Here is a 21,016-nt window from a genome sequence, read left to right on the forward strand (position 1 = left end):
GCAGGTTTTCGACGAAGTCTGAAAGGCGCTAGCCGCCCGACCGATCCTTCAGCACATCCGCAAGGCTCGCCTTCGCGCTGCCCGGCGCCAGTGGCTTCTGCTGGCTTTCATGCGGCTTCCAGCCCGACAGGTAGATGATATCGAAGGTGGCGCGGACGCGGCCGTCGGCATCTGAGAACCGCTGTGCGTACAGTTCCGCCGCACGCAGGAAAAGCCGCCGGCCGACCGGCTTGCGGCTGCGCGCAAGCAAGCTGTTTGCCATGCCCATCGCCCTCAGATCGGTCATCAGCCCGAACATCGTATCGTAGCGTACCACCTGTCGCTCCTGGTCGATGACCGGCAGCGCGAAGCCCGTGCGCTGCAGGAGCGCGCCGGCATCGCGCAGTTCGATGAAGGGCTGCACACGCGGCGATGCGCCACCGTAGATCTCAGCCTCGGCGGCGATCAGGCTGGCGCGCAGCTCCCACAGCGTCTCGCCGCCCATCAGGGCCGCGAGGAACAGCCCGTCCGGCCTCAGCGCGCGGCGGATCTGCGCCATCGCGCCGGGCGTGTCGTTCGTCTGGTGCAGGGTCAGCGGCGCCAGGACCAGGTCGAGACTGTCGTCCCGGAAGGGAAGCCATTCATCGTCGCCGGCAACCGCCAGTGGTGTTTCCGCCAGCCATCGTCGTTCGGGCGCCATGCGAATCATGGTTTCGACCTGCGCTGACGCCGACCGTGCCAGCCGCCCGTCATACCCGCCAATCTCCAGGCCCGTCTCGAACCGGCGCTGAACGAGCGAAAGGCGCTCGGACAGTTCGGCGGCGACGGCATCGTAGAGGAAGCTCGCCTCTGCCATGCCGCGCCCCGCCCAGCGCAATCTCAGGTTTGCCTGTCGATCCCGGTCGAACGGGGCTTCGGCCTGCTTGCGATCGTTCGCCATGATGTTGCTGCCTCGTCCTTGTTGCGGCATGATGTCGCATATAGGGACATATGCATGCGGCACTGGGTGAATAGCGCGGCGAGGCCGCCTTGGCGAGCTTGGCCGTCCGGCCTGGCCTCGGCATGCCTGGACATGGCCTTCCCGCCCATCTGCATCGGCTGTAGCGCGGCCACGACGCTGCACGGCGGCCTTTGCCCGGCCTGCTGGCCGCGTGTCGCCTTCATCGACAGGCCGTATTGCGCCATCCTGGGCACGCCCATGGAGTTCGATTTCGGCGACGGCCAGGTCAGCGCCGCGGCGCTGGCCGATCCACCGCCTTTCGATATGGCGCGCTCGGCGGTCGTCCACCATGGGCTCGGCCTGGCGTCGCGCCTGAAATATGGAGACCGCGCGGATCTCGCCCGTCCCATGGCGCAGTGGATGGTCCGGGCCGGCGCCGATCTCCTGCCATCCTGCGACCTCGTCGTTCCGGTGCCGCTGCATCGCATGCGCCTCCTGAAACGACGGTTCAACCAGGCGTCCGAACTGGCAGTTCAGGTGTCCGGCCTGTCCGGTGTGCCGCTTCGGCAGGATGCGCTGGTGCGCAGCAAGGCGACGCGCAGCCAGGTCGGGCTCGGCCGCGCCGAACGCGCCGCCAATGTGGCGGGTGCCTTCATGGTGCCCAGGCGCAAACGCGCCGGGCTGAAGGGCAGGGCCGTCCTGCTGGTCGACGATGTCTATACGACAGGGGCCACGGTCAGCGCCGCGACCCGTGCCTTGAAGGCGGCCGGTGCGTCGCGGGTGTTCGTCCTGACCTTCTCGAGGGTTGCGGCCGGCGTCCCGCCGCCGCATATGTGGCAGGATTTCTCGGAAGGGCCACGGACTGATGGTGCAGGTTACGGTTTATACGCGGCAGCTTTGCGGTTTTTGCACAAGCGCAAAGGCGCTGCTGGACAGAAAGGGCGTTTCCTTTGAGGAGAAGGACGCGACCATCGACCCGGCCTTCCGGCAGGAGATGCTGTCGCGTGCCAACGGCCGCACGACGTTTCCGCAGATCTTCATCGGCGGGGTCCATGTCGGCGGTTGCGACGACCTCTATGCGCTCGACGCAGCCGGCCGGCTCGATCCGATGCTGGCCGGGCAGGAGGGCTGAACCATGGCAGAGCTTATCGCGGCAGTGGTGCAGATGCGCTCCACCACGAAGCCCGAGGACAACATCGCATCGCTGGAAACGCTGGTCGGCCAGGCTGCGGCCCAGGGGGCGGCCTATGTCCAGACACCGGAAATGACGGGCGCCGTCTGTCGCGACAGGGACGCGCTCCTGGCCAGCCTGAGGCCGGCGGCGGACGACCCGGTCGTCGCGGCGGCGTCCCATCTGGCACGGCGCCATGGCATCTACCTGCATATCGGCTCCACCGCCATCGCGGCGCCGGGCGGCATGGCGGCCAACCGGGCCTTCCTGTTCGGGCCCGATGGCCATGAGGTGGAAACCTACGACAAGATCCACATGTTCGACGTCGATCTCGACAATGGCGAAAGCTGGCGCGAGTCGCGTACCTATGTGCCCGGCGAACGTGCCGCCCTGGCAAGGTTTTCCGTGGGCGGGGCGGATGTGCGACTGGGGTTTGCGGTGTGTTACGACATGCGCTTTCCGGAACTGTTCCGCGCCGAAGCCCTGGCCGGCGCCAACGTGCTGACGGCGCCCGCCGCCTTCACGCGGCAGACCGGCGAGGCGCATTGGCATGTGCTGCTGCGGGCAAGAGCCATCGAGAACAACGCCTTCATGATTGCCGCGGCCCAGGGCGGACGGCATGCCGACGGGCGCGAAACCTACGGCCATTCGATCATCATCGATCCCTGGGGCCGGGTGCTGGCGGAAGTCGACGGAGACGAGCCCGGCATCGCGGTGGCCCGGCTGGACCTGACGGCGGTGGATACGGCGCGCGGCCAGATTCCCAACCTGCGCAACCGGCGTCCGTTCGCCACCGAGTTTTCCGCCAAGGCGTCATGATCCGCTATTCGCTTCGTTGCACATCCTGCGGCCATGGTTTCGACGGGTGGTTCCGCTCGGGCGCGGATTTCGACCGGCAGTCGGCCGGCGGCCTGCTGCAATGTCCCGTCTGCGATGCGGCGCGCGTCGAGAAGGCATTGATGGCGCCGGCCGTCGCCACCGCCCCGGAAGCCGCTCCTGCGTCGATGGCGATGGTCGGGGACAGGATGGAGGCGGCCATGGCGAAGCTGCAGGAACTGGCCCGCGCGGTTCGCGCCAATTCGGACTATGTCGGCCATAAATTTGCCGAGGAGGCCCGCCGCATCCACTTCGGCGAGAGCGAGAAACGCGGCATCTATGGCGAAGCGACGGCCGAGGACGTGCGATCGCTCCTGGAAGACGGCGTACCGGCCCTTCCGCTTCCGCCGTTGCCCGAAGACCGGAACTGACGCTCATGGCCGGCCTGTGGCGCAAGGCGCCATCTCCTTGCATCGGTGTCTGCAAGTTCCGCGATGCGGGCCATTGCGTCGGCTGCCGGATGACCAGGCCCGAGAAGAAGCGGTTCAAGCGGCTCGAGGGCAAGGCGAAGAAGCGCGCCTTCTTCGTGGAATTGAGCGAGCGCCTCCAGCAGGCCGGCCGCTATGCGTACTGGGCGCGCATGTATCGCCGCCGCTGTGAGAAGAAGGACAGGCCCTGTCCGCTCGACAAGCTGGAAGGCCGCGGCTGAGCCTCTTATATTGGACGCATTCCAATCAGGAGAGTGCCGTGTCCGACCCCTGGGCCGATGCCCCATCCCCCTGCGTCGATGTGTGCAAGTACAAGCGCCAGGGGCGTTGCGTCGGCTGCACCATGACGAAGGCGGAAAAGGATGCCTTCCCGCAATCCGGCAGCGGCCCCATGAAGAAAGCCTTCATCATGGGGTTGATCGAGCGTGTCTCGAAGGAACGCAACCCGGCCTTCTGGGCCATCGCCTACCGTCGCAAATGCGAGCGCGCCGGGGTGGCGTGCCCGCTGGATGTGCTTGAGGAAGAGGACCGGTGATCAGGGCCACTTCACCACGGGCGGCATGGACGACAGGATCGAGTTGACGTTGCCTCCCGTTTTCAGCCCGAACAGGGTACCCCGGTCGTAGAGCAGGTTGTATTCCACGTATCGTCCGCGCTGGATCAGTTGCTCCTCGCGGTCGGCCTCGGTGTAGGGCTTGCGCATGTTCTGGCGCACGAGATGCGGATAGACCACCAGGAACGCCTTGCCGACATCGCGCGTAAAGGCGAAATCGGCATCCCAGCCGCCGCTTTCGATCGGAGAATGCAGCCAATCGTAGAAGATGCCGCCGATGCCCCGCGCCTCGTTGCGGTGGGGCAGGAAGAAATACTCGTCGCACCATTGCTTGAAGCGGTCGTAGTTGGCGACCCCGGCATGTCGGTCGCAGACGAACTTCATCGCCTTGTGGAACGCCAGTGTATCCGGGTCGTCCTGGTTGCGCCGGCGCGCAAGCGTCGGCGTCAGGTCCGCTCCGCCGCCGAACCATTGCCCGGTCGTGACCACCATGCGTGTATTCATGTGCACGGCCGGCACGTTGGGGTTGCGCATATGGGCGATCAGCGAAATTCCCGAGGCCCAGAAATTGGGATCGTCGCCGGCGCCGGGAATCTGCTTCGCGAAATCCGCGCTGAACTGCCCGTGCACCGTCGACACGTGGACGCCGACCTTCTCGAAGACCCGCCCATGCATCATCGACATAACGCCGCCGCCGCCATCCTTGTCGCGTGACCAGGGCGTGCGGACGAAGCGTCCGGCCGGCGTTCCGCCGTCTTCCTGCATCTCGTCCTCGATGGCCTCGAAGGTTTGGCAGATCCTGTCGCGCAGGGTTTCGAACCATTCGCGCGCTATCGTCTTCTTGTCGTCGAGCCCCTCGGGGAGCCCCTGCGGCAGATCCGGTCTTTCCATGTCGTCCTCCAGTAGCGCGCGCCAGTACAGTCATAACGCGCGACGCCGCTACCCAACCGACAAGCAAACTAGTGCGTTTACCTTCCGCGTGGAAGGCTTTGCCATTTCTGCGGATCCGGGATCCACTTCGATGGCGGTCCGCCCTATCTTTCAACAGGAGCAAAGGCCCCGCCTGTCGCGGAAGCCATGGGTTTGGTGATGGCGCGCATGCAGAAGCCACCGCTGGACGGTTTGAAACGCCAGCTTGCCAGGACGCGCGCGAGGCCGGGCCCGCCGCGCGACAGCTTCGTGCGGGAAACCTATACGCTGCCGCGGCCGGAAGCCCGCGTGAAGGCGCGCGAATGGTTCGATCGGTATCCGAAGGCGGCCTACTGGACGTCGGTGGAAAGCTGGCGGCTGCTGCCGGACGGCAGTGTCGAGTTTACGATGCGCCGCCTGCCGAGTGCCGATTGAGCGATCACGCGGCGCAGCGCGCCTCGCCATCCAGGACGATCGCCAGGGCGCGCTCGGACCAGGCCAGGGCTTCGGCGACCCGCTCGCCTTCAAGAACCTTCGCAAGGAAGACCTCGCTGCGGTAACCGCCGTCGACCGGCACCAGATAGACATGGGTAAACGGGCCTGACGAGCCGCGATGGACGACGCAATAGACGGCGCAGGCGCGCTTGCCGCACCCCGGCATGGTCATGGCATGGCCGATGAACATGGCCGAGTCGGCCTTGCCCAGATGAAGCCTGGAGATCGGATCGAAGTTCGAACTTTTGCCCATCGTGCCATTTCCCTGCTGTGAGCGGCGCGACGATGGGGCTTGTCCGTTTGGTTGCCGGAAAGGCCACATCCTCCCTTGCGGAAGCACCACCTTGCCCGGATCGGCAGGTTGGCGTTGGGTCGCGCCCAACTCTTGATGCGGGGCGCATAGTGCCATGGCGGGGCGGACCGTTCAAGCCCTTCGGCGAAGCGACGTTTGACAGGCCCGCGGCTTGAAGGTCATCACATAGAGGGGCGTCCGGTCTGGCCGGCGCGGCCGGCAGGAGGGCATTCGGCATCATGGTAAAGATCCGGCAGGACGACGTGCAGAGACTGGACGATGCCGCAAGGGCCGGCTGGCTGTACTATGTCGCCGGCCGCACGCAGGACGAGATCGCGCGGCAACTGGGCATTTCCCGGCAGAGCGCCCAGCGTCTCGTCTCCCTGTCCATCAGCGCCGGCCTCGTCAAGGTGCGCATCGACCATCCCATCGCGGCCTGTCTGGATCTCGCCCAGTCGCTGCGCGAGGCCCATGGATTGCGCTCCGTCGAGGTGGTGCCGTCGGATGCATCCTCCAGCTCCACCACCCTCGGCGTTGCGCTGGCCGGTGCGGCGGAAATCCAGCGGCGCCTTGCCGAACAGACACCCTCCATCCTGGCCATGGGCACCGGCCGCACCTTGAAGGCCGCCGTGGAGCAACTGCCGGCGTTGCGCGCGCCGCTGCACCGGATCGTATCGCTGACCGGCAACATCACGCTCGACGGCTCGGCCTCCGTCTTCAACGTCATCTTCTCGATGGCAGACCGGATCGAGGAGGCCTCGCTCTATCCGATGCCGCTGCCGGTCGTCGTATCCTCGCCGCAGGAGCGGGCCCTCCTGCACGAGCAGAAGGTCGTCGAGCGCACCCTGTCGCTTGCGGCCCAGGCGGACGTGACCTTCGTCGGCATCGGCGAGATCGGCCCGAATGCGCCGCTGATGAAGGATCGCTTCATATCGCCGGAGGAATGCGACGAGCTCGTCCGCCTCGGGGGCACCGGAGAAATCGTTGGCTGGGTCTTCGACGAAAAGGGCCGTTTCCTCGACTGTCCCTATAACGAGCGCGTGGCGAGCGCGCCGCTGCCGGCGACCGGAAAGGGAGATGTCATCGCACTCGCCATGGGCCGTTCCAAACTGCCGGCCATGCGGGCCGCCGTGGTCGGCGGCCTGGTGAGTGGCCTGATAACCGACGAGGAAACCGCGCGCGCCCTTCTGCCCTAGCGTCGCAAAATCAATTGTGCGTCGCGCAACCAAATTGATTTGACACCGGGGACGGTCGGTGAGAATTTGCCCATGGAACGGACATTTGCTCACTTCTCTGGGTTGGGAGGCCCTCATCCTCATGTTCAGACAGGCGCTTCTGGCTGGCGCAGCGTCACTTCTGGCCCTTGCGGGGCCGGCCGCCGCTCAACAGACCCTGACCGTCGCGACGGTCAACAATGGCGATATGATCCGCATGCAGGGTCTGACCCAGGAATTCACCGCGCAGCACCCGGACATCCAGGTCAACTGGGTGACGCTGGAAGAGAACGTGCTTCGCCAGCGCGTGACGACGGACATCGCCACCAAGGGCGGCCAGTTCGACGTCATGACCATCGGGACCTACGAGGTGCCGATCTGGGCGAAGAACCAGTGGCTCCTGCCGCTCGACAATCTGGGTGCGGATTACGACGTCGACGACATTTTGCCGCCCATCCGCGAGGCCCTGTCGCAGGACGGCACGCTGTATGCTGCGCCCTTCTATGCCGAAAGCGCGATGACGCTTTACCGCAAGGACCTGTTCGAGGCGGCCGGCCTGACCATGCCGGAAGCGCCGACATGGCAGTTCATCGCGGAGGCTGCCGAGAAGATCAAGGCGTCCAACCCCGACGTCTACGGCATCTGCCTGCGCGGCAAGCCCGGCTGGGGCGAGAACATGGCCTTCCTCGGCTCGATGGCCCGGTCCTTCGGCGCCAACTATTTCGATGCCGACTGGCAGCCGCAGTTCGAAAGCGAAGGCTGGAAGACGGCCGTCGCCATGTATGTCGACCTGATGACGAAATACGGCCCTCCGGGCGCCGCGTCGAACGGCTTCAACGAAAACCTGTCGCTGTTCAACCAGGGGCGTTGCGCCATGTGGATGGATGCGACGGTGGCCGCGTCCTTCGTCACCAACCCGAAGGAAAGCCAGGTGGCCGACAAGGTCGGCTTCGCGCCGTTCCCCTGCGGGGTCGAGAACTGCCCCAACAGCGGCGCCAACTGGTTGTGGGCATGGTCGCTGGCCATTCCGGCCGGATCGCAGAAGGCCGAGGCGGCGGAGACCTTCATTTCCTGGGCCACGTCCAAGGCCTATCTGGACCTCGTCGCACAGAAGGAAGGCTGGGCGAACGTTCCTCCGGGCACGCGCACCTCGTTGTACGAGAACAGCGAATACACCAGCGCCGCGCCCTTTGCCGCCGCAACGCTGCAGGCGATCAACAACGCCGACCCATCCATCACGCCGGACAAGCCTTATGTCGGCCTTCAGTTTGCCGCCATCCCTGAATTCCAGGGGCTCGGCACGGCGGTCGGGCAGCAGATGGCTGCGGCGGTCTCCGGCTCCATGCCCGTGGAGCAGGCCCTCAGCGCTGCCCAGCAGACGGCGGTGCGCGAGATGACCCGCGGCGGGTACATCAAGTAGCACCCGAAGACGGGCGGCCGCTCCGGGCAAGTCCGGCAGCGGCCGCGCACATGCTGCCTCATGCTTCAGCAAGGGCGAAGTGTCTGCGCCAGGTGCGTGGCCGCAACGCCGAACCACCGGACCAACCGCCATGGCTACCGCACAGACGCATACGGCCGCCCGGCTGATGCTGGCGCCCTCGGTGATCGCGCTCCTGATCTGGATGATCGTGCCGCTGTCGCTGACGCTGTATTTCTCGACCCTGAACTACAACCTGTTCAATCCGGCCGAGACGCCCTTCATCGGGCTGACGAACTACAAGTTCTTCCTGTCGGACCCGGCCTTCTTCACGGCCCTGCGCAACACGCTGGCGCTCGTTGCCGGCGTCCTCGTCATCACCGTCTGCGGCGGCATCCTGCTCGCCCTGCTGCTCGACCAGGCCTTCTGGGGCGTCAACATCGTGCGGCTGCTGGTGATCGCGCCCTTCTTCGTGATGCCCACCGTCGCCGCGCTGGTGTGGAAGAACATGATGATGAACCCGGTCTACGGCGTGATCGGCCAGGCACTCAACGCCATCGGCATCGGCGCCATAGACTGGTTCTCGGTCGCGCCGCTGACGGCCGTCATCATCATCGTCGCCTGGCAATGGCTGCCCTTTTCCACCCTGATTCTTCTGACCTCCCTCCAGTCGCTGTCGGAAGACCAGCGCGAGGCGGCCGAGATGGATGGCGCCGGCGCCCTGTCGATCTTCTGGTACATCACGCTGCCGCACATGGCCCGCGCCATAACGGTGGTCGTGCTGATCCAGACGATCTTCCTGTTGTCCATCTTCGCCGAGATCTACGTGACCACCAGCGGCGGCCCCGGCCTGCAGACGACCAACATTCCCTATCTCGTCTACAGCCAGGCGCTGCTGCAGTTCGACGTGGGCGGCGCCTCGGCCGGCGGCATCGTGGCCGTGGTGCTGGCGAACATCGTCGCGATCTTCCTGATCCGCATCATCGGCAAGAACCTGGAGGCCTGAGACCCATGGCGCGCGCAGTCTCCACCCGCCGCAAGGCCGCCTTTACGGTCATCGGATGGCTCGTCGGCCTGATGATCTTCTTTCCGGTGCTCTGGACCGTCCTGACCTCGTTCAAGTCGGAGCTGGATGCCATCGCCATCCCGCCGAAATACCTGTTCTTCAACTGGACGCTGGAGAACTACCGCGAGGTAAACCAGCGGTCGAACTATTTCCGCTTCATGATGAATTCGGTGTACCTGTCGCTCGGCTCCACCTTCATCGGACTGCTCTTCGCGGTGCCGGCGGCCTGGGCCATGGCCTTCTCGCCCGGCAAGCGCACCAAGGACATCCTGTTGTGGATGCTGTCCACCAAGATGCTGCCGGCCGTGGGCGTGCTGGTGCCGATCTACCTTCTGTTCCGGGACTTCAACCTTCTGGATACGCGGGCCGGGCTGATCGGCGTGCTGTTCCTGATCAACCTGCCGATCATGGTGTGGATGCTCTACACCTACTTCAAGGAGATACCGGGCGAGATCCTGGAAGCCGCCCGCATGGATGGCGCCTCGCTGCGGCACGAGATTCTGCACGTGCTGGCGCCGATGGCGGTGCCGGGCATCGCCTCGACCGTGCTTCTGTCGGTGATCCTGGCCTGGAACGAGGCGTTCTGGACGCTCAACCTGACCACCACCAACGCCGCGCCCCTGTCGGCCTTCATCGCATCCTTTTCCAGCCCGCAGGGGAATTTCTACGCCAAGCTGTCGGCCGCATCGACGCTCGCGATCGCACCCATCCTGATCATCGGGTGGTTCTCGCAGAAGCAGCTTGTGCGTGGCCTGACCTTCGGCGCCGTCAAGTGAGGAACCCGGCATGAGTGCGATCCAGCTGACCAACGTCCAGAAGCGCTTCGGGGACGTGACCATCATTCCCGGCCTCGACCTGACCATCGAGGACGGCAAGTTCGTCGTCTTCGTCGGTCCGTCCGGCTGCGGAAAATCCACCCTGCTGCGGCTGATCGCCGGGCTCGAGGATGTGTCCGGCGGCAAGATCGAGATCGACGGGCAGGACGTGACCAACGTGTCGCCGGCACGGCGCGGCCTTGCCATGGTGTTCCAGTCCTATGCGCTCTATCCGCATATGAGCGTGCGGGCCAACATCGGCTTTCCGCTCAAGATGGCCGGCGTCGCCAAGGCGGAGATCGCCCGCAAGGTGGAGGCGGCGGCAGCCACGCTGAACCTGACGGACTACCTGGAACGTCGCCCCCGCGAACTGTCGGGCGGCCAGCGCCAGCGCGTCGCCATCGGCCGCGCCATCGTGCGCGAGCCGAACGGCTTCCTGTTCGACGAACCCCTGTCCAACCTGGACGCCGCCTTGCGCGTCAACATGCGCCTGGAACTGTCGGAACTGCACCAGCAACTCGGCACGACCATGATCTACGTGACGCACGACCAGGTCGAGGCCATGACGATGGCCGACAAGATCGTCGTCCTGAACAAGGGGTGCGTCGAGCAGGTGGGCTCGCCCCTGGAACTCTACCGTAAGCCGGCCAACCTTTTCGTCGCCGGTTTCATCGGCTCTCCGCGCATGAACTTCCTGAAGGGCGAGTATGCGTCCCGGAACGGTGCCGCCACCGTCGGCGTGCGGCCCGAGCATATGACGATTTCCACCACCGGCGGCGACATCAGGGGTACGGCGGGTGTCGCCGAGCACCTGGGGTCGGACACATTCATCCACGTCCGGCTGGACAGCGGCGAGCAGATCACGGCCCGCTCGATCGGCGAGTATCGGGTGGCGCATGGCGACCCGGTCTGGCTGACGCCGGAACAGAACAACCTGCATCGCTTCGATGCCGAAGGCCGCTCCGCCGGCTGAGCAAACCCGAACAGTCTAGGACACGCATCATGTATCTCGAAAAGCTGAAACTGGACGGCAAGGTCGCCGTCGTGACGGGTGCTGGCCAGGGCATCGGGGAAGCATGCGCCAACGCCCTCGCAGAGGCCGGTGCGACGGTGATCGTTGCCGACATGGATGGCGAGCGGGTAAAGGGCGCCGTCGAGCGGCTGACCGCGAAGGGCGCCAAAGCCTTCGGCGCGACGCTGAACGTGACGAAATCCGCCGATGTCGCGGCGCTGGCCGACAGAGTGATGGCCGATCATGGCCGCGTCGACATCCTGGTCAACAATGCCGGCGTGGCGATATCGGACGTGCGCGCCGAAGACACGAGCGACGAGCATTGGCGCTTTCATATGGACGTCAATGTGGACGGCCTGTTCTGGTGCTGCCGCGAATTCGGCCGCAAGATGCTGGAAGGCGGTTCGGGCGCCATCGTCAATATCGGCTCCATGTCGGGATTCATCGTCAACAAGCCGCAGCCACAGGCCTTCTACAACGCCTCGAAGGCCGCCGTGCACCACCTGACGAAATCTCTGGCGGCCGAGTGGGGCCAGCGCGGGGTGCGCGTCAACGCTGTCGCGCCGACCTATATCGAAACGCCGCTTACACGCTTTGGTATGGAAGAGAACCCCGAAATGTATAAGGTGTGGCTGGACATGACGCCGATGGGGAGGGTCGGTCAGCCGGAGGAGATCGCGTCGGTCGTGCATTTCCTGGCTTCCGATGCTTCCAGCCTCCTGACGGGCTCCATCGTCGTCGCCGACGGAGGCTACACCTGCTGGTAAGGGAATGATGGACGCATTCATTGGGGTCGATGTCGGCACGGGGAGTGCGCGGGCAGGCGTTTTCGACGACACGGGCAAGCTGCTCGGCACCGCGCGGCGGGATATCCGCATCTGGCGGGGCGAGCACGATATCGTCGAGCAGTCTTCGGACGATATCTGGGCGGCGGTCGTGGCCTCCGTCCGCGAGGCCATGGCGCTGTCCGGCATCGAGCCGTCGGCCGTGCGGGGCCTCGGCTTCGACGCTACATGCTCTCTGGTGGTGGTCGGGCCGGGCGGCAAGGGCCTGCCCGTCGGCCCCAGCGAGGATCCCGCCCGCGACATCATCGTCTGGATGGACCACCGCGCGCTGGAGCAGGCCGCCCGCATCAACGCGACGGGGCACAAGGTGCTGCGCTATGTCGGCGGCGTCATTTCGCCCGAGATGGAGACACCCAAGCTTCTCTGGCTGAAGGAGAACCGGCCCGCCATCTTTGCCGATGCCGAGCATTTCTTCGACCTTGCGGACTATCTCACCTTCCGCGCCACCGGCAGCCTGACGCGCTCCGTCTGCACGCTGACCTGCAAATGGACCTACCTTGCGCATGAGAGGCGGTGGGACCCGGATTATTTCCACACGATCGGGCTCGGCGAACTGGCGGAAGAAGGCTTCGTGCGTATCGGCACCGATGTCGCCGACATCGGCGAGCCGATCAGCGGCGGCCTGACGCAGGCGGCGGCAGCGGAGCTGGGGCTCCAGCCCGGCACGGCCGTCGGTGCGCCGGCCATCGACGCCCATGCGGGCGGCATCGGCACTTTGGGCGCCAGCCGCGACGGCGTCGCCGCCGAGCCTGCATCCGAGCTCGCCTTCATCATGGGCACCTCCTCATGCGCCATGGCCGTCACCCGGGAGGCCGCCTTCGTCGACGGCGTGTGGGGCCCGTACCGGGATTCTCTCCTGCCGGGTTACTGGCTGCTGGAAGGGGGGCAATCGGCCTATGGCGCCGGTCTGGACTTCCTGGTATCGCTGCATCCCGCCCATGCCGCCGTGCGGCAGGCGGCCGAGGCGCGGGGCCTGTCGCTGCTCAGCGAGCTCGAGCGCCGGGCCATCGAGGCCGCCGGTTCGGTGGAAGAGGCGGCGCGGCTGGCGCGCAGCCTGCATGTGGTGCCCGAATTTCTCGGCAATCGCTCGCCGGAGGCGGACCCGGCCGCCACGGCCGCTATAACCGGGCTGACGCTGGATGCCAGCGAGAACGCGCTGGTGCGCCTGTTCGTGGCCGGCCTGTGCGGCCTGTCCTACGGTACGGGCGACATCGTCCGGGCCATGGCCGAAAAGGGCGTGGCTCTGGACGCCATCGTCGTATCGGGCGGCGCGGCGCGCTCGCCCCTTCTGCGGCGCATCCTGTCCGATGCCACCGGCATGCGCGTCGTTCTGCCCAAGACGGCCGAGCCGGTGCTTTTGGGCAGCGCCATCATCGGCGCCGTGGCTGCCCGAGCCTTTCCGGATCTGTCGGGGGCCGCCGCCCATATGTGCGGCATCGGGGACGAGACCGTGCCAAACCCTGATCTTGCGGAGTTCCACGCCCGCAAGCGTGCGGCCTACGACATACTCCGCCGGGCGGAGAGAGAGGTTCGCGCGTTGGGCAGGTGACTGTCCAGCGCCAGCGCGGTGCGGCGCACGCCTTCCGCGATGCGGTCCGCCGGGATGGACGAATAGGCCATCCGGAAAAATCGGCACGGGGCGTCCGGGTCTGGAAAGAACGGTGAGCCGGATTCGATCAGCACGCCGTCGCTGCGCAACTCCTCGACCAGCCGGTCGGCATCCGTGCCATGCGGCCCCTCGATCCAGAACGAGGTGCCGCCGCTTGCCGCATTGCTGGCGATGTCCAGCCCGGCCGCGGCCAGCGACGCCGCCATGACCTCGTGCCGCTCGGCGTAGGCAAGGCGCATGCGCCGGATGACGGCGTCGTAATGGCCGAGCGCCAGGAAATAGGCCGCCGTGCGCTGGAGATGGCCGGGCGGGTGCCGCAGGATCAGGGCACGCAGCGCCCGGGCCTCGCGGATAACCGGTGCCGGCGCCACGAGATAGCCAAGCCGCAAGCCCGGGAAAAGCGATTTGGAGAAGCTGCCGATGTAGAAGACGCGTCCGCTTCGGTCGATGGATTTCAGGGCCGGCATCGGTGGTGCGAGAAAGCTCATCTCGAACTCGTAATCATCCTCCAGGATCACGAAATCCCGGCGTTCCGCTTCGTCCAGCAAGTGCTGGCGGCGCTCCAGCGGCATGCGGACCGATGTCGGGCTCTGGTGGCTGGGTGTCACCACCACGGCATCCAGCCGTGCCGGGAGGTTGCCGGGCGGCAGGCCCATGCGGTCCACGTCGACGCGCCATACCTTTGCGCCGGAATGGTGCAGGGCGGCGAAGATATCCGGATGGCAGGGGTTTTCGCAGGCGGCGTGCGTGCCCCGCCGCAGGATAAGCTGGACGGCCAGCCACAAGGCATTCTGCGCACCGAGCGTAACGAGGATCTCTTCCGGCTGGGCCCTGATGCCCCGGCGCGGCAAGGTGCGCGAACAGATATAGCTGACAAGCTGCATATCGTCGGCGGCGGCGAAATCGCCGGCCATATGCTCGAAGTCGCCGGGGCTCAGCGCGCGCCGCGCACAATCGCGCCAGCCGCGCAGGTCGAACAGCGACCGGTCCATCTGGCCGTACAGGAAAGGGTAGGGGTAGCGGTGCCAGTCCAGCGGCTTGCGGATGGGCTTGACGCCGCCGAAGTGCTGCTTCAGCCGTGTCTCCCAGTCTATCTGGCGGTCCGGCCGCTCCGTTTCCAGCGGCCGGACACGCTTCACGGGGGCCTGCTCCGATATGCGGAACACCCGCCGCGCGCCGACTTCTATGTATCCTTGCGCCGCAAGCTCCTGATAGGCCAGCGTCACGGTGATCCGGGCGATGCCGAGATAGCTGGCAAGCCGTCGCGACGACGGCAGCCGCGCGCCCGGAATGAGGCGGCCGGACAGGATCCCGGAGACGAGGGTTTCGCGGATCTGCGACTGCAGGCCGGTCGGCGCGCCGCGGTCCACGAAGAAGATGGCTTCCGATATTCGCGCCACGGCCGCATCCGGACGGATTCAACTGGACCTAATGTTGGTTGCATCTGGCTCTATTGTAAAGCGCGCCCCTCGCTAAACTCTCCCGAGTGTTCAGGCATGACCGGCAAGATCGACCAACCAATCGTACTGGAGGGCACCTATCCATGCGCCTATCGTTTCGGGGTATCGCCAGGGCGGCGATAACGGCTGCTGCAATCGGGCTTCTGTCGGGCGCGGCCAGCGCCCAGACCAACGTCGTCGTCGGCTATCAGCAGATCGTCGGCCCGTTCCTGTCGGCCATCGCCGACGGCCGCTTCGACGCCGCCGCCACCGAGGCCGGCTACACGATCGACTGGCGGCAATTTTCGTCCGGCGGCGATATCTCGACGGCGCTGGCGTCGGGCAACGTTGCCGTAGGGGTGCTCGGCTCCACCGGGACGACCGCCGCCGTGACGCGCGGCGTCGACCTGCAATTGTTCTGGATCCTCGACGATATCGGCCGTTCCGAGGCGCTGGTGGCGCGGCAGGGATCGGGCATCGAAAGCCCGGCGGACCTGAAGGGCAAGCGCGTCGGCGTACCCTTCGTATCGACCTCGCATTTCCACCTGCTCGTCGCCATGCGCACCATCTGGAACATCGATCCGCGTGAGGTTTCCATACTTAATATGCAGCCGCCGCAGATCGTGGCGGCCTGGCAGCGCGGCGATATCGATGCAGCCTATGTCTGGCCGCCCGCGCTGTCCGAGATCGAGAAGACCGGCACCGTCATCGCCGATTCCAGCGAGATCGGGAAAGAGAGCGTTCCGACATTCGACGGACTCGTCGTCTCTACCGAATTCGCCGAGGAAAATCCGGCCTTCATGAAGGCGTTTACCGGGGTTCTGGCCGCAGCCTACGCAGACTATGCGGCAAACGGCGCATCCTGGACGGCCCAGTCGCCGGAGGTGGCCGGCATGGTCAGGCTGATCGGCGGCAACGCCGAGGATGTGGTGGGTGCATTGAAGCTCCTGAACTATCCGACGCGCGACCAGCAGGTTTCGGATGCCTGGCTCGGCGGCGGTGCGCTCAAGGCCCTGCAGGAAAGCGCGACCTTCCTGAAAGACCAGGGCCAGATTGACGCCGCCCTGTCCGACTATGCGCCTTATGTGAACGCGACTTTCGCGCAGGAAGCCGAATAGCCGTCCGGCCGACACGAAGGAGGCACCCCGATGACGACGCTCAGGGTTCGTAATGTGGGCCTGGTCTATCCCGGCCTTGCCGACCACAACGAGATCGTAGCGCTCAAGGGCGTGAACCTGACGATGGAGCGCGGCGATTTCGTCGTCGCGCTCGGAGCCTCCGGCTGCGGGAAGACGACGCTGCTGAACCTTCTGGCAGGGTTTCTTGCGCCCACCAGCGGAGACATCACCCTGGGCGGCAAGGAGGTCACGGCGCCCGGAGCGGATCGGGGGGTGGTCTTCCAGAAGCACGCACTGCTGCCCTGGCTGAACGTCATGGACAACACGGCCTTCGGCCTCAAACTGCAAGGGGTGCCGAAGGCCGAACGGCGGCAGCGCGCCGAGCGCAACCTGGAGCTTGTCGGGCTTCAGGATTTCCATAACCACATGATCTACCAGCTGTCGGGCGGCATGCAGCAGCGCGTCGGCATTGCAAGGGCGCTCACCTGCGACCCTGCGATGCTGCTGATGGACGAGCCGATGGCCGCGCTGGACGCGCTGACGCGCGAGACGATCCAGGAACTGCTGCTGAAGGTCTGGGACCTGACCGGCAAGATGGTGTTCTTCATCACGCATAGCGTGGAGGAGGCGTTGTTCCTGGGGTCCCGCCTGATCGTCATGTCGCCCCGGCCGGGGCGCATCACCCACATCTACGATCTCGATTTCAACCGGCGCTATCTGGCCAGCGGCAACGCACGCGAAATCAAGTCCAGTCCGGATTTCATCGCCATGCGCGAAGTGGTGCTGAACATCATCTATGGCGACGAGCGCGCCAACGCCGCGCTGGAAGCGGCGCTTCGGGAGACGGCCGATGTCTAGCCAGATCCGCGACCTCAGCGAGGCGCCCCGCGTAGAGCCAACCCGCAGGCCCCGCCGCAGCGGCTATTACGGCGCCCCGGGCCAGGGTAATTCCGCCCATATCAGCATCGCGACGGCCATCGTGCTGTTCCTGATCTGGCTGGCGATCACGCAGATGGGGCTGGTCAAGCCGCTGTTCCTGCCTTCGCCGCTGGCGGTCTGGAACAAGTTCGTCATCGCCATGACGGACGGTGTCGCCAACTCCACGCTGACGGAGCATGCGGCGGCAAGCCTTGGACGGGTCATGGGCGCCTTCCTGCTGGCCTGCCTGACGGCCATACCCGTGGGTGTCCTGATGGGGGTCAACAGGGTGGCGCGGGGCCTGTTCGACCCGATCATAGAATTCTACCGGCCCCTGCCGCCGCTGGCCTACCTGCCGCTGGTCATCATCTGGCTCGGCATCGGCGAGTTTCCCAAGGTCTTCCTGATCTACCTCGCCATCTTCGCGCCCATGGCTATCGCAGCGCGGGCGGGGGTGCGCTCGGTGCAGGTGGAACAGATCCATGCGGCCTATGCCATGGGCGGCACGCGGCTGCAGATCATCTGGCACGTCATCATGAAGGCTGCCCTGCCCGAGATTTTCACCGGCATGCGCATCGGCATCGGCGTCGGCTGGACGACGCTGGTGGCGGCCGAAATGGTGGCCGCCGACAGGGGCCTCGGCTTCATGGTGCTGAACGCCGCGCAGTTCCTCGCCAGCGATACGGTGGTGATGGGCATCATCGTCATCGGCATCTTCGCCTTCGCTTTCGACCTGATGGTCCGCGCCGCCGAACACAGGCTCGTACCGTGGAAGGGCCGCATCTGACGCGACGCCTTCGGGAGGAGAAAATCACATGACCGACAAGCAGACCATCGCCGGCGCGGACGACCTTGCCGCGCTGTTCGATGCCTTCAACCGCCACGACCGGGCCGGCATCATGCGCTTCTTCGCGCCGGACGCCATCTTCAATACCGTCGCCGGGCCGGAGGCCCATGGCAGCCGCATCGCCGGCGAGGATGCCATCGGCGCTGCCTTCGAGGCCGTCTGGCGCGCCATGCCCGACGCGCATTGGCGGACACTGTCGCATTTCGTGGCGGGGGACAGGGCCGTGTCCGAATGGCTGTTCACCGGAACGGCTGCGGACGGCAGCCGCATCGAGGCCGAGGGCGCCGACATCTTCACGCTGCGCGCGGGCCTCGTCGCCGTCAAGCAGGCGCTGCGCAAGAACCGTCCAGCCCTGGCCCCTGCGACGGCGCTGGAAGGGGCGTGAGACGATGGAACTGCCCCCCGACGCCTTCCGGCCGCACCAGCAGCCCTACGACCCGGCCTACGATCCTGTCCATGCCCGGGATCCCGGCCGCAACCGGGACTACGCGCCGACCTACTGGATCGCCACGGCCGGGTCGCCGCCCGAGGACGATGGCCCGGTAACCGGGGACATGGATGTCGACGTGGCGATCGTGGGGTCCGGCTATACAGGGCTGTCCGCGGCCATCCATCTGGCTCGGGAGCACGGCATCAAGGCGGTGGTGCTTGAAGCCAACCGTACTGCCTGGGGCTGCAGCACCCGCAATGGCGGACAGGCGCAGATTTCGGCCGGGCGGCTGAAGCGATCGCAATGGGTGGAGGCCTGGGGCGTCGAAACGGCCGTCAGGCTGCACCGCGAGATCGCCGAAGGGTTCGACCTCTTCCGCAGCCTGATCGCGGAACTGGACGTCGATGTGGAACCGCAGGATGGCGGGCACCTGTATATCGCCCATCGGGCGCGGCTCATGCCGGCGCTGGAGGCCGAATGCCGGCTCATGAACGAGACGTTCGGCTATGGAGCGCGCATTCTTTCGGGCATGGAGGTCCAGCGGGAGCATGTCGGGGACCGCGAAGCGGCAGGCGCGCTCTGGGAGCCGGACGGCATCGGCATCCATGCCGGCAAGCTGGCCTTCGGCTACCAGCGGCTTGCGCGTCGGCTGGGCGCCAGGGTCATGACGGCCAGCCCGGTGCTGGACATCGCCGGGCGCGGCGGCATGCAGCATCTGCGCACGCCCGGCGGCACGGTACGGGCACGGCGCGTCGCCATCGCCACGGCCGGCTACACGCCGCCGGGAATGTATCGGCCGACGCGCCACCGCCTGATGCCGATCCTGTCCAATTCGGTGGTGACGCGGCCGCTGGACGCAAGCGAGATCGCCGCGTGCAATTTCCGCACCCGCATGGTGCTGACCGACACGCGGACGCTGCGCCACTACTATCGCCTGCTCCCCGACAATCGCGTGCAGATCGGCAGCCGCAGCGCGGTCACCGGCGCCGACGCGGCGAATCCGAGGCACCTGAACCTTCTGCTTGAGGGCCTCTATCGCAAGTTTCCGACCTTGCGCGGCATACCTCTGGATCATTCCTGGTGGGGATGGGTGGACGTCAGCCACGACATGATGCCGCGCATCGTGCAGGCCGAGCCGGGAGCCCCGGTGTTCTATGCCATGGGGTATGGCGGCAACGGCGTCATGTATTCCGCGCAGGCCGGGCGGCGGCTGGCGCAACTGGTAGCGGGGCAGGCGCTGGACCGGACCCTGCCCATCTTCGCTTCCACCTTGCCCTCGCACGGCCTGTTGACGCCGTTCCGCCGGCTGGGGCAGAGGCTGATGTACCAACTGTACCAGCGCAGGGACGAGGCGGTGTGACGCCGTTCAGTCGTCGTCGGAGAAATGGTGCGCCAGACCGTCGATCCGGTCCGTCAGCTCGGCCAGTTCGGCCGCCAACTGGGCCTGGATGGCGATGGCGACCTCCGGATACTCTTCCAGCAGGCGGCGGAAAAGCTGCCGCCCGATCCGGATGACTTCGCTGTCCTGCGTCGCGACCGCCGTCGAGTGGCGGCGCGTCTCGGCGATCAGGGACAATTCGCCGATCAGCGTACCGGGCCCGACGGCCCCGAACAGCTCGCGCTTGTCGCGCGACATCAGCGAGATTTCACCCGATACGATCACGAAGCCGCCATCGGCGCGGGCCTCTTCCCGGAACAGGGTTTCCTGGGCGGAAAGCCAGCGGTGTTCCGCGCCGAAGGCAAGCAGCCGCAACTGCTCGCGCGTCATGTTCGCGAACAGGGGCACGGTGCCGAGAAGGGCGATGTCGCTTTCCAGTCCCATCGATGCGGGGCCAACTCCGGTCGGTTCTTGCGTGTCCGACTCGGCAGCCTAGTCGCAATGTCCTTCCAAAGCGTCAAGATCGCACGACGGCAAAAGGCCCGCCGGGTGGGCGGGCCTTGATCTTCAGGGCATCAGCTTGTAGCCGCCGGCCTCGGTAACGATCAGTCGCGCGGCGGATGGCTCCGGCTCGATCTTCTGTCGAAGGCGGTAGACATGCGTTTCCAGCGTGTGCGTGGTGACGCCGGAATTGTAGCCCCACACTTCCTCAAGCAGCACGTCGCGCGTGACGACGCGGCGGTCGGCCCGATACAGATAACGGATGATCGCCGTTTCCTTCTCGGTCAGGCGGATCTTGCCGCCCTTGTCGTCCATCAGCATCTTCTGGCTTGGCTTGAAGATGTAGGGCCCCACCTGGAAGGTCGCGTCCTCGCTCTGCTCGTGCTGGCGCAACTGGGCGCGGATGCGCGCCAGAAGCACCGCGAAGCGGAAGGGCTTCGTGACATAGTCGTTGGCGCCGGCCTCGAGACCCAGGATCGTGTCGGCGTCGGCGTCCTGCGCCGTCAGGATGATAACGGGAGCCTTGAATCCGGACTTGCGCAGCAGCTTGACAGCTTCGCGCCCGTCCATGTCGGGAAGGCCGACATCCATGACCACGAGATCGATGAGCCCGGCACGCGCCGTCGCGATACCCTTGGCGGCGGTCGGCTCTTGAAGGACGTTGAACTCCTCGTAGAGCGACAATTGCTCTGCCAGGGTCTGCCTCAGGTCGTCGTCGTCGTCGACTATCAGGATACTGCGTGCGTTCATGAATACTCGTCGGT

25 protein-coding genes and 1 riboswitch are annotated in these 21,016 nt (G+C 66.0%); of the genes, 19 read left to right on the forward strand and 6 right to left on the reverse strand.

Going from position 1 to position 21,016, the window contains the following annotated elements; genetic code table 11:
* Window positions 1-28 precede the first annotated feature (28 nt).
* Window positions 29-919, reverse strand: coding sequence for a methyltransferase domain-containing protein (locus IGS74_RS04325; protein ID WP_246722919.1), 891 nt, complete (start codon window positions 917-919; stop codon window positions 29-31).
* A gap of 132 nt (window positions 920-1,051) precedes the next feature.
* Here IGS74_RS04325 and IGS74_RS04330 point away from each other — a divergent pair, with 132 nt between their 5' ends.
* From IGS74_RS04330 to IGS74_RS04355, 6 genes are read left to right on the forward strand one after another with little or no spacing between them, the layout of a single operon-like run.
* Window positions 1,052-1,873, forward strand: a complete 822-nt coding sequence (locus tag IGS74_RS04330) for a ComF family protein (protein WP_246722921.1) — start codon at window positions 1,052-1,054, stop codon at window positions 1,871-1,873.
* Complete coding sequence (grxC, locus tag IGS74_RS04335; protein ID WP_039188079.1) at window positions 1,785-2,051, forward strand: glutaredoxin 3; 267 nt, start codon at window positions 1,785-1,787, stop codon at window positions 2,049-2,051. Before IGS74_RS04330 ends, grxC begins: the two co-directional genes overlap by 89 nt.
* 3 nt (window positions 2,052-2,054) lie before the next feature.
* Window positions 2,055-2,909 (forward strand): carbon-nitrogen hydrolase family protein, encoded by an 855-nt coding sequence (locus IGS74_RS04340; protein WP_192389627.1) that lies wholly within the window; start codon window positions 2,055-2,057, stop codon window positions 2,907-2,909.
* The gene (locus tag IGS74_RS04345; protein ID WP_192389628.1) at window positions 2,906-3,337 is read left to right on the forward strand and encodes a DUF1178 family protein; all 432 of its coding nucleotides are present in this window, start codon (window positions 2,906-2,908) and stop codon (window positions 3,335-3,337) included. Before IGS74_RS04340 ends, IGS74_RS04345 begins: the two co-directional genes overlap by 4 nt.
* 5 nt (window positions 3,338-3,342) lie before the next feature.
* The gene (locus IGS74_RS04350) at window positions 3,343-3,615 is read left to right on the forward strand and encodes a DUF1289 domain-containing protein (protein WP_192389629.1); all 273 of its coding nucleotides are present in this window, start codon (window positions 3,343-3,345) and stop codon (window positions 3,613-3,615) included.
* A gap of 38 nt (window positions 3,616-3,653) precedes the next feature.
* The gene (locus IGS74_RS04355; protein ID WP_039188083.1) at window positions 3,654-3,929 is read left to right on the forward strand and encodes a DUF1289 domain-containing protein; all 276 of its coding nucleotides are present in this window, start codon (window positions 3,654-3,656) and stop codon (window positions 3,927-3,929) included.
* Here the strand turns inward: IGS74_RS04355 and hemF are convergent, their stop codons facing one another.
* The gene (gene hemF / locus IGS74_RS04360) at window positions 3,930-4,838 is read right to left on the reverse strand and encodes an oxygen-dependent coproporphyrinogen oxidase (protein ID WP_192389630.1); all 909 of its coding nucleotides are present in this window, start codon (window positions 4,836-4,838) and stop codon (window positions 3,930-3,932) included.
* Between the two features lie 198 nt (window positions 4,839-5,036).
* Between hemF and IGS74_RS04365 the strand changes: the two genes are divergently transcribed.
* The gene (locus IGS74_RS04365; RefSeq protein ID WP_192391344.1) at window positions 5,037-5,291 is read left to right on the forward strand and encodes a hypothetical protein; all 255 of its coding nucleotides are present in this window, start codon (window positions 5,037-5,039) and stop codon (window positions 5,289-5,291) included.
* A gap of 4 nt (window positions 5,292-5,295) precedes the next feature.
* On the opposite strand, the gene IGS74_RS04370 is transcribed toward IGS74_RS04365, so the two are convergent.
* Entirely contained in the window at window positions 5,296-5,604 is a 309-nt protein-coding gene (locus tag IGS74_RS04370) for a hypothetical protein (protein WP_192389631.1), read from the reverse strand.
* A 37-nt stretch (window positions 5,605-5,641) separates the two neighbouring features.
* A riboswitch (SAM-I-IV-variant riboswitch) is annotated at window positions 5,642-5,748 on the reverse strand.
* A gap of 134 nt (window positions 5,749-5,882) precedes the next feature.
* Between IGS74_RS04370 and IGS74_RS04375 the strand changes: the two genes are divergently transcribed.
* From IGS74_RS04375 to IGS74_RS04405, 7 genes are all read left to right on the forward strand, one after another.
* A complete protein-coding gene (locus IGS74_RS04375; RefSeq protein WP_192389632.1) occupies window positions 5,883-6,839 on the forward strand; it encodes a sugar-binding transcriptional regulator in 957 nt (318 codons plus the stop codon).
* Window positions 6,840-6,960: 121 nt separating this feature from the next.
* Window positions 6,961-8,277: a sugar ABC transporter substrate-binding protein gene (locus IGS74_RS04380; protein ID WP_192389634.1), complete on the forward strand. Its 1,317-nt coding sequence runs from the start codon at window positions 6,961-6,963 to the stop codon at window positions 8,275-8,277.
* A 130-nt stretch (window positions 8,278-8,407) separates the two neighbouring features.
* Window positions 8,408-9,280 carry a sugar ABC transporter permease gene (locus IGS74_RS04385; protein WP_192389636.1) on the forward strand — a complete coding sequence of 291 codons (873 nt, stop codon included), beginning with the start codon at window positions 8,408-8,410 and terminating at the stop codon, window positions 9,278-9,280.
* A gap of 5 nt (window positions 9,281-9,285) precedes the next feature.
* On the forward strand, window positions 9,286-10,116 hold the full coding sequence (locus tag IGS74_RS04390) for a carbohydrate ABC transporter permease (RefSeq protein WP_192389638.1): 831 nt from the start codon (window positions 9,286-9,288) through the stop codon (window positions 10,114-10,116).
* A 10-nt stretch (window positions 10,117-10,126) separates the two neighbouring features.
* Window positions 10,127-11,128 (forward strand): ABC transporter ATP-binding protein, encoded by a 1,002-nt coding sequence (locus IGS74_RS04395; protein ID WP_192389640.1) that lies wholly within the window; start codon window positions 10,127-10,129, stop codon window positions 11,126-11,128.
* Between the two features lie 29 nt (window positions 11,129-11,157).
* Window positions 11,158-11,934, forward strand: a complete 777-nt coding sequence (locus IGS74_RS04400; protein WP_192389642.1) for a glucose 1-dehydrogenase — start codon at window positions 11,158-11,160, stop codon at window positions 11,932-11,934.
* A gap of 4 nt (window positions 11,935-11,938) precedes the next feature.
* Window positions 11,939-13,561, forward strand: coding sequence for an FGGY-family carbohydrate kinase (locus IGS74_RS04405; RefSeq protein WP_192389644.1), 1,623 nt, complete (start codon window positions 11,939-11,941; stop codon window positions 13,559-13,561).
* Here IGS74_RS04405 and IGS74_RS04410 read toward each other — a convergent pair.
* A complete protein-coding gene (locus tag IGS74_RS04410) occupies window positions 13,510-15,021 on the reverse strand; it encodes a PLP-dependent aminotransferase family protein (RefSeq protein WP_156122182.1) in 1,512 nt (503 codons plus the stop codon). The genes IGS74_RS04405 and IGS74_RS04410 overlap by 52 nt on opposite strands.
* A gap of 143 nt (window positions 15,022-15,164) precedes the next feature.
* Here IGS74_RS04410 and tauA point away from each other — a divergent pair, with 143 nt between their 5' ends.
* The 5 genes from tauA to IGS74_RS04435 are packed head-to-tail and all read left to right on the forward strand — an operon-like array spanning window position 15,165 to window position 19,733.
* Complete coding sequence (tauA, locus tag IGS74_RS04415; RefSeq protein ID WP_192389646.1) at window positions 15,165-16,178, forward strand: taurine ABC transporter substrate-binding protein; 1,014 nt, start codon at window positions 15,165-15,167, stop codon at window positions 16,176-16,178.
* Between the two features lie 30 nt (window positions 16,179-16,208).
* Window positions 16,209-17,036 (forward strand): taurine ABC transporter ATP-binding protein, encoded by an 828-nt coding sequence (locus tag IGS74_RS04420; RefSeq protein ID WP_192389648.1) that lies wholly within the window; start codon window positions 16,209-16,211, stop codon window positions 17,034-17,036.
* Entirely contained in the window at window positions 17,029-17,883 is an 855-nt protein-coding gene (locus IGS74_RS04425) for an ABC transporter permease subunit (RefSeq protein ID WP_192389656.1), read from the forward strand. The genes IGS74_RS04420 and IGS74_RS04425 overlap by 8 nt, the downstream gene beginning before the upstream one ends.
* 28 nt (window positions 17,884-17,911) lie before the next feature.
* On the forward strand, window positions 17,912-18,328 hold the full coding sequence (locus IGS74_RS04430; RefSeq protein WP_192389658.1) for a nuclear transport factor 2 family protein: 417 nt from the start codon (window positions 17,912-17,914) through the stop codon (window positions 18,326-18,328).
* A 4-nt stretch (window positions 18,329-18,332) separates the two neighbouring features.
* Window positions 18,333-19,733: an FAD-binding oxidoreductase gene (locus IGS74_RS04435; protein WP_192389660.1), complete on the forward strand. Its 1,401-nt coding sequence runs from the start codon at window positions 18,333-18,335 to the stop codon at window positions 19,731-19,733.
* 6 nt (window positions 19,734-19,739) lie between these two features.
* On the opposite strand, the gene IGS74_RS04440 is transcribed toward IGS74_RS04435, so the two are convergent.
* Window positions 19,740-20,195 (reverse strand): cyclic nucleotide-binding domain-containing protein, encoded by a 456-nt coding sequence (locus tag IGS74_RS04440; RefSeq protein ID WP_039188108.1) that lies wholly within the window; start codon window positions 20,193-20,195, stop codon window positions 19,740-19,742.
* Between the two features lie 123 nt (window positions 20,196-20,318).
* Window positions 20,319-21,002, reverse strand: a complete 684-nt coding sequence (locus IGS74_RS04445) for a response regulator transcription factor (RefSeq protein ID WP_039188110.1) — start codon at window positions 21,000-21,002, stop codon at window positions 20,319-20,321.
* Between the last annotated feature and the right edge of the window lie 14 nt (window positions 21,003-21,016).

Source organism: Aureimonas sp. OT7 (genome assembly GCF_014844055.1).
GTDB classification, from domain to species: Bacteria; Pseudomonadota; Alphaproteobacteria; order Rhizobiales; family Rhizobiaceae; genus Aureimonas; species Aureimonas altamirensis_A.

Coding starts and splice junctions, on each gene's coding strand:
- IGS74_RS04345 (WP_192389628.1), top strand. CDS start 2,906: ATGATCCGCTATTCGCTTCGTTGCACATCCTGCGGCCATGGTTTCGAC.
- grxC (WP_039188079.1), top strand. CDS start 1,785: ATGGTGCAGGTTACGGTTTATACGCGGCAGCTTTGCGGTTTTTGCACA.
- IGS74_RS04325 (WP_246722919.1), bottom strand. CDS start 919: ATGGCGAACGATCGCAAGCAGGCCGAAGCCCCGTTCGACCGGGATCGA.
- IGS74_RS04430 (WP_192389658.1), top strand. CDS start 17,912: ATGACCGACAAGCAGACCATCGCCGGCGCGGACGACCTTGCCGCGCTG.
- IGS74_RS04390 (WP_192389638.1), top strand. CDS start 9,286: ATGGCGCGCGCAGTCTCCACCCGCCGCAAGGCCGCCTTTACGGTCATC.
- IGS74_RS04420 (WP_192389648.1), top strand. CDS start 16,209: ATGACGACGCTCAGGGTTCGTAATGTGGGCCTGGTCTATCCCGGCCTT.
- hemF (WP_192389630.1), bottom strand. CDS start 4,838: ATGGAAAGACCGGATCTGCCGCAGGGGCTCCCCGAGGGGCTCGACGAC.
- IGS74_RS04375 (WP_192389632.1), top strand. CDS start 5,883: ATGGTAAAGATCCGGCAGGACGACGTGCAGAGACTGGACGATGCCGCA.
- IGS74_RS04380 (WP_192389634.1), top strand. CDS start 6,961: ATGTTCAGACAGGCGCTTCTGGCTGGCGCAGCGTCACTTCTGGCCCTT.
- IGS74_RS04340 (WP_192389627.1), top strand. CDS start 2,055: ATGGCAGAGCTTATCGCGGCAGTGGTGCAGATGCGCTCCACCACGAAG.
- IGS74_RS04385 (WP_192389636.1), top strand. CDS start 8,408: ATGGCTACCGCACAGACGCATACGGCCGCCCGGCTGATGCTGGCGCCC.
- tauA (WP_192389646.1), top strand. CDS start 15,165: ATGCGCCTATCGTTTCGGGGTATCGCCAGGGCGGCGATAACGGCTGCT.
- IGS74_RS04445 (WP_039188110.1), bottom strand. CDS start 21,002: ATGAACGCACGCAGTATCCTGATAGTCGACGACGACGACGACCTGAGG.
- IGS74_RS04400 (WP_192389642.1), top strand. CDS start 11,158: ATGTATCTCGAAAAGCTGAAACTGGACGGCAAGGTCGCCGTCGTGACG.
- IGS74_RS04440 (WP_039188108.1), bottom strand. CDS start 20,195: ATGGGACTGGAAAGCGACATCGCCCTTCTCGGCACCGTGCCCCTGTTC.
- IGS74_RS04370 (WP_192389631.1), bottom strand. CDS start 5,604: ATGGGCAAAAGTTCGAACTTCGATCCGATCTCCAGGCTTCATCTGGGC.
- IGS74_RS04395 (WP_192389640.1), top strand. CDS start 10,127: ATGAGTGCGATCCAGCTGACCAACGTCCAGAAGCGCTTCGGGGACGTG.
- IGS74_RS04330 (WP_246722921.1), top strand. CDS start 1,052: ATGGCCTTCCCGCCCATCTGCATCGGCTGTAGCGCGGCCACGACGCTG.
- IGS74_RS04350 (WP_192389629.1), top strand. CDS start 3,343: ATGGCCGGCCTGTGGCGCAAGGCGCCATCTCCTTGCATCGGTGTCTGC.
- IGS74_RS04405 (WP_192389644.1), top strand. CDS start 11,939: ATGATGGACGCATTCATTGGGGTCGATGTCGGCACGGGGAGTGCGCGG.
- IGS74_RS04425 (WP_192389656.1), top strand. CDS start 17,029: ATGTCTAGCCAGATCCGCGACCTCAGCGAGGCGCCCCGCGTAGAGCCA.
- IGS74_RS04365 (WP_192391344.1), top strand. CDS start 5,037: ATGGCGCGCATGCAGAAGCCACCGCTGGACGGTTTGAAACGCCAGCTT.
- IGS74_RS04435 (WP_192389660.1), top strand. CDS start 18,333: ATGGAACTGCCCCCCGACGCCTTCCGGCCGCACCAGCAGCCCTACGAC.